Origin of the sequence: Tahibacter sp., from assembly GCF_035481375.1 — a bacterium.
Lineage (GTDB): Bacteria > Pseudomonadota > Gammaproteobacteria > Xanthomonadales > Rhodanobacteraceae > Tahibacter.
Window position 1 is genome coordinate 1 of the sequence record NZ_DATIGT010000280.1, and the last position, 9,841, is coordinate 9,841.

Consider the following 9,841-nt stretch of genomic DNA (forward strand, 5'->3'; position numbering starts at 1 on the left):
GTCGCCTACACCGCGCGCTATCCCGGCGACGAAGGACCGCACATCTATCTGCGCGGCCTGTCCGGCTCGCCGCCGATCCGGCTCAGCCGCAGCGAAGCGAGCGAGGAAACCTATCCGGTCTGGTCGCCCGACGGCACGCAGATCGCGTTCGTGCGCCTGCGCGGCGACGAATGCCGTATCGTCGTCGTGGCTGCGCTCGGCGGCCGCGAGCGCGAAGCCACGAGCTGCGAGCCGCATTTCATCGACTATTTCGACTGGACCCGCGACGGCCGCGCGCTGCTGATCTCGCGCTACCGGCAGTTGCCCGAGCGCGACGGCAAGACGCGTGCGGAAACCGCGAAGAGCCTGCACGTGCTCGCGCTCGAGGACGGCCAGGTCACGCCGCTCGACTACCAGCGCGATCCCGGACAGCCCGACATCCAGCCGCGCGCATCGCCCGACGGCACGCGCATTGCGTTTCGCCGCGGCGCGGTTCCCTACAGCGACATCTTCGTCGTCGCCGCGAGCGGCGGCGCCGCGCGCCAGCTCACGCGTCTGCGCGCGCGCCTACGCGGCTATGACTGGCTGCCCGACAATCGCCACATCCTGCTGTCCTCCGATCACGGCGGCATGCAGAGCCTCTATCTGCTCGACACCGAGTCCGGCGATCTCGCGAATCTCGGCATCGCCGGCGGCAGCTATCCCGCGGTCAGCCGCGGTCGCGGCCTTGCCGTGTTCCAGCAGGACAACGCCGATGTGAACCTGCAGAGCTTTCGCTTCGACGCGGCCGTCGACGCGGCGGGCGAGGGCATCGCGTCGTCGACGCGCAGCGAATCCTGGCCTGCGTTCGCGCCGAACGACGACCGCCTCGTGTTCGTCTCCAACCGCGGCGGCGATTCGCAGCTCTGGCTGTCCGAGCCTGGCGCGCGCACCTCGTACCAGATCACGCACCACCGCAACGCCGAGCTCAGCGCGCCGAACTGGTCGCCCAACGGCCGCCGCGTGCTCTACGTCGCGCGCGGCAACGGCCAGAGCCGGCTCTATTCGGTCGAAGTCGACTCGGGCCAGACGCGCCTGGAAAGCGACGAGGGCGACAACGTTCGCTACGGCAGCTATTCCTGGGACGGCCACAGCATCTTCTATGTGTCCGACCGCGACGGCGCCTGGCACATCTGGCAGCGCGACCTGGCCAAGCGCACGAGCCGGCGGCTGTCCGAATCTTCGGCCTACAGCGTCAGCGACGGCGCGGGGAATGGAAAACTGTATTTCGCCAATATGGGCGAAGGCGGCCTGTATTCGCTCGATCTGGCCAGCGGCACCGAAGAGCGCGTCAACAGCAACGTGCAGTTCTGGAACATGAGCGCCTGGCGCGTCGACCCGACCGGCCTCTACTACCTCTACAGCGGCGAAGACATGAAGCCGCAGCTGTTCGTGCAGCCCTGGGACGGCACGCCGCCGCGGCTGCTGCGCAAGGTCGAATGGGCGCTGCCCGAAGGCGGTCTCGCGCTCGATCGCGCCGCGACGCGCGCGGTGCTGCCGATCGTCGCGCGCGACGACACCGACGTCATGCTGCTCGATCTCGGCGCGATCGTCGGCTCCGGGCCGTAAGCCGTCCGGCGCGGTGTTTCAGGCGCTGCGCACGCCGCCGAGTTCCAGCTTGTAGCCGACGCCGTAGACCGACCACAGCGGGTCGTCGCCGCCGCTGCAGTCGGCGATCTTCTTGCGCAGATTCTTGATGTGGCTGTCGACCGTGCGGTCGCTGACGACACGGTCGTCGGCGTAGATCGCATCGAGCAGCTGCGCGCGCGACAGCACGCGGCCCGGACGGTGACCGAGTGCCTGCAGCAAGCGGAATTCGACCGGCGTCAGATCCAGCGCGACGCCTTTCCAGTGTGCCTCGAATCGCGTCTCGTCGAGGCTCAGCACGCCCGCCGGCCGGTCCTCGCGCCAGTCGACCGCGCGGCGGAGCAGGGCACGCACGCGCGCCAGCACCTCGCGCGGGCGGAACGGCTTGCAGATGTAATCGTCGGCGCCGATCTCCAGCCCGCGCAGCCGGTCCATCTCCTCCACGCGCGCCGTGATCATGATCAGTGGAACATTGGAAAATGCGCGAATGTCGCGGCATATGCCGAAGCCGTCCTGGTCCGGCAGATTCAGATCGAGCAGCACGACCGCAGGCGTGTTGCGGCGCACCCAGTCGACCACGCCGCGGCCTTCGGCCAGCACGCTCGGGTCGTAGCCTTCTGCAGCGACCGTATCGGCCAGCAGCGTGGCGAGGCTCGGCTCGTCCTCGACGATCAATATCCGACGCGCCGAATCGCGTTCATTCGATGCTGCCGCCCCCTTCACCGTGACGTCCTCCTTAGTTTCTCCACGATTGTCACCCACGATCCCCGATGACACGATGCCACGCCGTCCCTCGTCGCTGCCAGATCCGATCCATGCCCGATTCTTCGACGCCATCCGATCCGCCGCACCGCGCCTCCCGCGCGCAGGGCCGCTTCGGCTGGCGCGGGCTGCTGCGGCATCTGCCGGTGCCGGCGGTGGCCTGGCTGATCGTCGTCGGGCTGGCCTGTGCGACCGTGTCGGTTTCCGCCGACAGCACGGACGAGCGCCGCGTTCGCGCCGGCGCGCGTGTATTCCGGTCGCTGCTCGCCCCCGACGTCGCGCTCGACCGCAAGGCGACGGCCGGCCGGCTGCGCCTGCTGATCTATTCCACCGACGCGCGCAGCGCCGCCGAAGTCGGCGACCTGATCGCGCCTGCCGCATCGCCGGACGCCGCGCGGATCCGCGACCTGCCGGTCGACCGCGTGACCAGTGCGATCCTGCCCGGCGACGCGCCGCCGCTGCCCGCCGCCGTGTTCCTCGCCACGCGCCTGTCGTCGGCCGAGATCGATGCGCTCGTGCGCTGGAGCATCGCCAACCACGTCATCGTCTATTCGCCGTTCGAAGGCGACGTCGAGCGCGGCATACCGGCCGGGCTCGCGGTCGAGGCCAAGGTCCAGCCGTTCCTCAATCTGACGACGCTCGAAGCGGCCGGCATCGAACTCAAGCCCTTCTTCGTCCAGGTCGCGAAGGTGCACCGATGAGCGCCGCGCCGAACCGCGGTACGACACGCCGGATTCCCGTCGTCATCGGGCTGGCCTTCCTCGCGCTCGCGCTGATTCTCGAAAGCGCACTTGTGATCTATTGGAATGTGCTGCTTCAGCCGCGCCTGCAGCAGGCCGCTGCCGAGCAGGCCCAGGTGCTGGCCCAGTCGCAGGCCGTGCTGCTGTCCGAGGCGCTGTCGCGCGGCGATGCCGCCGAGCGCCCGCGCCGCCTGAGCGAAGCGCTCGACCAGCTCCTGCTGCTGCGCGACGGCCAGAGCAACGAACCGTTCTTCGCCGGCATCGGCCTCGAACTCGACTACGACGCGACCGACGCGCCGCGCGGCAGCCTCGACCGCGCGATCGACGGCGCGCATGCCGACGCCTTCCGCGTCGACGTCGCGCTGTATCACGCCGACACCGCCGAACTGCTCGGCGTCGCGCATTTCGCCGTCAGCCCCGCGCTGTTCCGCGCGTTCAGCGCCGACGTGCGGCGCCAGCTCTATGCCCAGGGCCTGTTCGTCGCGCTGCTGCTCGGCGTGCTCGGCGCGGCGCTCGCCTGGGTCACCGCCATGCTCGAACGCCAGCGCGAGCGCAGCCGGCAGGCCGAGCACGCGCTCGCCGAGCACGAGCTGAAATTCCGGCGGCTCGTCGACCAGCTCGACAGTTATTTCGTCTACGGACGCGACGCCGGCGGCCGGCTGACCTCGGTCAGCGATTCGGTGCGGCGCGTGCTCGGCTTCGCGCCGCAGGACTATCGCGAGCGCGAAGAGGAACTGCTGACCGCCGCGCCGCTCAATCGCGCCGCCTGGGAACGCTTCGAAACCGGCGCCTCGCGCATCGCGTGCAACTACGAAATCGAAGTCCGCGACGCCGCCGGCGCGATCCACCGCATCGAACTGTCGGAAGTGCCGCTGCACGACGAGCACGGCGCATTCCTCGGCGCCGACGGCATCGCGCGCGACGTCACCGCGCAGCGCCGGTTCGAGCGCGAACTCGGCGAGGCGAAAGACCAGGCCGAATCCGCCAACCGCGCCAAGAGCCAGTTCCTGGCCAACATGAGCCACGAAATCCGCACGCCGATGAACGCCGTCATCGGCATGGCGACGCTGCTCGGCAAGACCATGCTCGACCCGCGCCAGCGCGGACTGCTCGGCCAGCTGCAGGCATCCGCGCGGCTGCTGCTCGGCATCATCGACGACGTGCTCGACCTGTCGCGCATCGAAGCCGGCCGGCTCGACCTCGCGCGCGAGCCGTTCGATCTCGATCAGGTCGTGACGGATCTGTCCGCGCTCGTCGGCGAGCGCGCGCGCGAGAAACATCTCGAAGTGCTGTTCGCGATCGGGCCCGACGTGCCGCGCGCGCTGCTCGGCGATTCGCTGCGCCTGCAGCAGATCCTGATCAACCTCGTGACCAACGCCGTCAAATTCACCGCGCGCGGCGAAGTGCTCGTCGAGATCGGCGTGAAACCTGCCGACGCGATCGGGCGGATCGTCCTGCGCTGCGCCGTGCACGACAGCGGCCCGGGCATCTCGCGCGAGGATCTCGCGCGGCTGTTCCAGCCGTTTTCGCAGGTCGACGCGTCCGACACGCGCCGCCACGGCGGTGCCGGCCTCGGCCTCGCCATCTGCAAACGCCTCGTCGAACTGATGGACGGCCGCATGGGTTGCGACAGCGAACGCGGTCGCGGCAGCACGTTCTGGTTCGAAGTGCCGCTCGGCATCGGCAGCACCGCCGAACCGGCCGACCGGCCCGTCGCCGGCCTGCGCGCGCTCGTCGTCGACGACAACGCGACCACGCGCGAGGTCTTCGGCACCATGCTCGAATCGCTGCGCTTCGAGGTCTCGCTGGCCGAGTCGGCCGAAACCGCGCTCGCGCGCATGAGCGCCGCGCAGCCGCCGTTCGACCTGCTGCTGCTCGACTGGAAGCTGCCGGGCATGGACGGACTCGCCGCATTGTCGGAACTGAGCCGGCGCGGCCTGCGCAAACCCGGCGTCGTCATGGCGACCGCCTACGGCGACAGCACGCTGATGCAGGCCGCCGAGCGCGCCGGCGTCGACGTATTTCTGCACAAGCCGATCAGCCCGTCGACCCTGCACGACGCCGCGCTGCAGGCGCTCGGCGCCACGCGCGGCCTGCGCATGGGCGCGCTCGGCACGGCGCCCGGCACCGTGTACCGCTTTCCACAAGGCGGCAGAGTGCTGCTGGTCGAGGACAACCCGATCAACCGGCAGGTCGCGCAGGAACTGCTGCGCGACGCCGGACTCGCCGTCGACTGCGCCGGCAACGGCCTCGAAGCGCTGCAGCGCCTCGAACTGACGCCTTACGATGTCGTGCTCATGGACGTACAGATGCCCGAGATGGACGGCATGGAAGCGACGCGGCGGCTCAAGCGCGATCCGCGCCTCGCGAAGATTCCGGTGATCGCGTTGACCGCGCATGCGCTCGCGAGCGACCGCAAGCGATTCCTCGACGCCGGCATGGACGACTACCTGTCCAAGCCGATCGAGGAATCACGCCTGCTGCGCACGCTCGCCGCGTGGCTGCCGCACGAGATCCACGACACGCAGCCGTCGCAACGCCCGACGTTTGCCGTATCCGCCGCCGAAGCGGTCGCCGGCGTCGATCTGGCCGCCGCGCTCGAGCGCGTCAACGGCAAGCGCGACCTGCTCTGGCGCCTGCTCGCCGATTTCCGCAGCCGGCACGCGGACGCCGCCGAGCGCATCGGCGCCGCCCTCGCACAGGGCAACGGCGTCGCCGCGCAGGATCTCGCCCACACCGTCAAAGGCGCCGCCGCCACGCTGTGCGCGCAGCGCGTCGCCGCCGCGGCGACCGCGCTCGAAACCGCGCTGCGCCAGTCCGATCCCGTCGATCGCCTGCTCGCCGAACTCGCGCTGGCGCTCGAAGAACTCGCCAGCGCCGACCTGCCGCAGCCGGCGGCCACTGTCGAGCCAGCGGCATCACCTGGCGACGACAACGACGGCCTCTGGCCGCAACTGATCGCCGAACTCGAAGGCGGCAGCCTCGACGCCGCGACGACGCTCGCGCGACTCACGCAGAGGCTCGATGCCGCCGGCCGCGAGCACTTGTCGGTGCTGCAGGATGCCGTCGACCAGCTCGACTACGCCGCCGCGCTGCGCTGGTGCCGCACGCTCGCGCCGGCCGGGAGCGTGTCATGACGACGCGGCCTTCCGTGCTGATCATCGACGACGAACCCGCGAACGTGCGCGTGCTCGCCGAAGCCCTGCAGGGCGCCTACGACCTGCGCTTCGCGACCGACGGCGAGCGCGCGCTCGCGCTGGTTGCGCGCCACGCGGTCGACCTGATCCTGCTCGACGTCGTCATGCCGGGGCTCGATGGCTTCGAGCTGCTGCGCCGGCTCAAGGCCGAACCGGCCACGCGCGAAATACCGGTTATCTTCGTGACCGCGCGCGACGAGATCGGCGAAGAAGAACGCGGCTTCGACGCCGGCGCCGTCGACTACATCACCAAGCCCGTGAGCCCGGCCATCGTGCGGGCGCGCGTGCGCACGCACCTCGAACTCAAGCGCCAGCGCGACCTGCTGGAGCAGCGCGCGCTGATCGACGGCCTGACCGGCATCGCCAACCGCCGGCGCTTCGACGAGGAATGGCTGCGCCGCGCCGCGCGCGCCTACGAACACGGCCTCGTCCTGCGCCTGCTGCTCATCGATATCGATCACTTCAAGGACTACAACGACCACTACGGCCACGGCCCCGGCGACGACTGCCTGCGGCGCGTCGCCGCCGCGCTGCACGCCGCCTGCGGGCATCCGGGCGACCTCACCGCGCGCTACGGCGGCGAGGAATTCGTCGCCATTCTGGCCGACGCACCCGACGGCGATGCCGCGATGCACGCGCAGCGGCTGCTCGCCGCCGTGCGCGATCTCGATCTGCCGCATGCGCGCTCCGGCACGTCGACGCGCGTCAGCATCAGCATCGGTGCGATCGAGCGTGCACCGGCCGGCCGCGACGGACGCGACCTTCTGGAAAGCGCCGACCGCTTGCTGTATGAAGCGAAGCGCGGAGGACGCAATCGGTGCGTCATCGCGGGAGCCGACGGGGCGGCCGTCCGCGTGTTGCAGGGGGAAGAACCATCATGATCCGGCACGGTGTGCTATGGGTTGCCTTGGCCGCGACCGGCGCCGCGTGGGCGCAGGACGGCGCACAGGGCGGCGACGAAGCGGAACGGCAGGCACTGCTGCAACTGCTCGCCGAGGAAACGGAAGTGGCCACGCGCACGCGCGAGAACGCCGACTTCGTGCCCGGCATCGTCAGCGTGCTGTCGGCCGACGAAGCGCGCGCACTCGGCGCGCGGACCGTCCTCGACGCCGTCGCGCTGCTGCCCGGCATCGAAGTCAACCGCGATCCGAACGGCGCGGCCACGCTGCGCGTCCGCGGCATTGACGCATTCTTCAATTCTGGAAACGTGAAGATATTGGTCGACGGGCTGGACACGTCCTATCCCGTCGCCGCGCAGAACTCCGCGACCCTGCTGATGCCGCTGAACCTCGTCGACCGCGTCGAAGTGATACGCGGCCCGGGTTCCGTCGTGTTCGGCGACTTCGCGTTGAACGGACTCGTCAACATCGTGACCCGCGCCGATCGCACCGGCGCGTTCGCCGGATTCGGCGCCGGCGGCGAACGCCTGGTCGGCGGAACCCTGTCGGGCCGCGGCGACTGGACCTGGCAGCTCGATCTCGCGCGCGAAACCAGTGAACGCTACGACGCGCCCGGCCGCGGGCCTGCCGACGAAGAGCGCAACTACGGCACGCTGCGCGTCGCGCGCGGCGGATTCGCGCTGAAGGCCGCCGGCCTCGCGCGCAACCAGCAGCGACTCGCGTTCGCCGCGGGATCGCCGACGCCGACGCTGCGCACGCCGCGCGAGCACACGAAAGCACTCGAAGCCCGCTACGACTGGCATTTCGGCGACGACGACCGCGTCGGCCTGTGGACGCGCTGGTCCGATGCCGACTACGCCAACGGACAATCCTTCACCGCCGACCGCCGCGAATTCGGCAGCGACGCCAGCTGGCTGTTCGGCCGCCATCGCGTGCTGGCCGAAGTCGCGTTCAACGATCTCGACATCGAGCGCGCAACGCTGCCCGTCATGGCCCCGCCGCCGAACGCGCCGCCGCCGCCGGGACGCCGTCCCGCCAGCGTCAGCACCACACTGTCGTCGTATTCGGTGCTCGTGCAGGACCAGTTCGACTGGAACGACAAGCTCAGCCTCACCGGCGGTCTGCGCTACGACAGCTTTTCCGACGTCACCGCGCGCGTGACCCCGCGCATCGGCGCCGTCTGGCGCGTGAGCGGCACGAACACGCTCAAGGCGCAGTACGGCGAAGGCTTCCGCACGCCGATCATGGTCGAGCTGTACGACAGCGGCGTGCGCAATACCAATCTCGATTTCGAAAGCGTGCGCACCAGCGAACTGACCTGGGTCCACCGCCGCCAATACAGCGTATTCCGTGCGACCGCCTACCACGCGCTGCTCAGCGATTTCCTGACGCCGGCCGGCCCGCCCGGCAGCGGCTTCCGCAACGCCGGTTATCTGAGCTCCCGCGGCATCGAACTCGAAGGCAGCCTGCGCCTCGCCGACGCGTGGCGCCTCAACGCCAACGTCTCCCGCATCGAAACCAGCCACCAGGTGCCAACCCCCGGCGGCACCGTGCCGCCGCCGCGCACCGCATTCGGCACGCCCGACGTGCTCGCGAACCTCGGCGTCATCTACACGCCGAGCGAACGCTGGACGCTCGGCGCGAACTGGAACCGCGTCGGCGCGCGCACGACAACGCCGCCGAACGAAGTCGCCGGCTACAGCGCCGTGAACCTGTCGGCGGAGCATCGGTTTGCCGCGATACGTGGACTGAGCCTGCGACTGGCCGTGCGCAACGCGACGAATGCCGACATCACGTATGTGCAGAATCGGCCGCAGCCGAATGCGCCGTTGATTTTTGATTACGGGGCAAGGATGTGGTCGGTGGAGATTGGGTGGCAGCGGTGAGCGGCGGCTTTTGGATGCGCCGACGGTGCCACGCGGCAGAACCGCCGCCATGTGCCGGATGGCTTTCGCACGTGCGCACTGTGAAGCGCTTGCGCCAGGCGACGATCGAAAGCCCGACGCGTACCGGATGATCTGCACCGCCCCGCAACACTCGGACTCCGCGCGATGGTTCTGGCCTGGGTCTGTGCCGGCCTGTAGTTGCTTGCGCAGTTCGTCGCGGCGCTCCCGCGCTGCCTTCAGCGAGATCTCGGTATAAACGCCGGGGCTGAGGAGCTTCTCCCTGCCGGCCACGGTACTTGGGGCGCCACTACCGGGAACCGTTGGGATTTATCAACAGGTATAAACCTTCGCCATCGAACAGCTTCCTCGAGCGGTCGGAAGGCTGTGTCTTGCGCGCCTTGGTGTCGGTCAGGGGCATGCGGGCAACCGTCAGGCAGCTGTCCCAGCTTACCCCCACGCGAACGCGGCTACCCCCGAGCAGGGACGGACGCTCGTGGACGATTGAAGAGGAGGAAAGTGAGGTTTTACGCAGGTTTCAGGACGTTTTCGGACTTCGTCGAACGTCTTGATGGTGCCGGTGGAGGGAATCGAACCCCCACTCTGTCGCCAGAAACAGATTTTGAGTCTGCCGCGTCTACCAATTCCGCCACACCGGCACTGGTGTTGCATCGGCGGGGAAGCCGATGCGGTAGGGGCGGCGAGTATAGCGGAAAGTGTTCGGGGGTGAAGCGGCGTGCGGGTGGGCTGCGCAT

General features: G+C 69.4%; 6 protein-coding genes, 1 tRNA gene and 1 pseudogene. 5 read left to right on the top strand and 3 right to left on the bottom strand.

What is annotated here, in order from left to right; genetic code table 11:
* On the top strand, positions 1 to 1,587 hold a 1,587-nt coding region (locus VLF18_RS18400), incomplete at its 5' end, for a hypothetical protein (protein ID WP_325281083.1).
* An 18-nt stretch (positions 1,588 to 1,605) separates the two neighbouring features.
* Here VLF18_RS18400 and VLF18_RS18405 read toward each other — a convergent pair.
* Positions 1,606 to 2,283: a response regulator gene (locus VLF18_RS18405; protein ID WP_325281088.1), complete on the bottom strand. Its 678-nt coding sequence runs from the start codon at positions 2,281 to 2,283 to the stop codon at positions 1,606 to 1,608.
* 137 nt (positions 2,284 to 2,420) lie between these two features.
* On the opposite strand from VLF18_RS18405, the gene VLF18_RS18410 reads away from it, so the two are divergent.
* Genes VLF18_RS18410 through VLF18_RS18425 form a run of 4 tightly spaced genes read left to right on the top strand, consistent with a single transcriptional unit; the run spans position 2,421 to position 9,089 of the window.
* Positions 2,421 to 3,068, top strand: coding sequence for a hypothetical protein (locus VLF18_RS18410; RefSeq protein ID WP_325281084.1), 648 nt, complete (start codon positions 2,421 to 2,423; stop codon positions 3,066 to 3,068).
* Positions 3,065 to 6,244: a hybrid sensor histidine kinase/response regulator gene (locus VLF18_RS18415; RefSeq protein WP_325281085.1), complete on the top strand. Its 3,180-nt coding sequence runs from the start codon at positions 3,065 to 3,067 to the stop codon at positions 6,242 to 6,244. The genes VLF18_RS18410 and VLF18_RS18415 overlap by 4 nt, the downstream gene beginning before the upstream one ends.
* Positions 6,241 to 7,185 (top strand): diguanylate cyclase domain-containing protein, encoded by a 945-nt coding sequence (locus VLF18_RS18420; protein WP_325281086.1) that lies wholly within the window; start codon positions 6,241 to 6,243, stop codon positions 7,183 to 7,185. Before VLF18_RS18415 ends, VLF18_RS18420 begins: the two co-directional genes overlap by 4 nt.
* Positions 7,182 to 9,089, top strand: coding sequence for a TonB-dependent receptor (locus tag VLF18_RS18425; RefSeq protein WP_325281087.1), 1,908 nt, complete (start codon positions 7,182 to 7,184; stop codon positions 9,087 to 9,089). Before VLF18_RS18420 ends, VLF18_RS18425 begins: the two co-directional genes overlap by 4 nt.
* A 171-nt stretch (positions 9,090 to 9,260) precedes the next feature.
* On the opposite strand, the pseudogene VLF18_RS23185 reads toward VLF18_RS18425, so the two are convergent.
* Both VLF18_RS23185 and VLF18_RS18430 read right to left on the bottom strand, forming a co-directional pair.
* A pseudogene (locus VLF18_RS23185) lies at positions 9,261 to 9,380 on the bottom strand (Arm DNA-binding domain-containing protein); the annotation flags it as partial.
* Positions 9,381 to 9,658: 278 nt separating this feature from the next.
* Positions 9,659 to 9,745: transfer RNA gene (locus VLF18_RS18430), tRNA-Leu, on the bottom strand.
* Between the last annotated feature and the right edge of the window lie 96 nt (positions 9,746 to 9,841).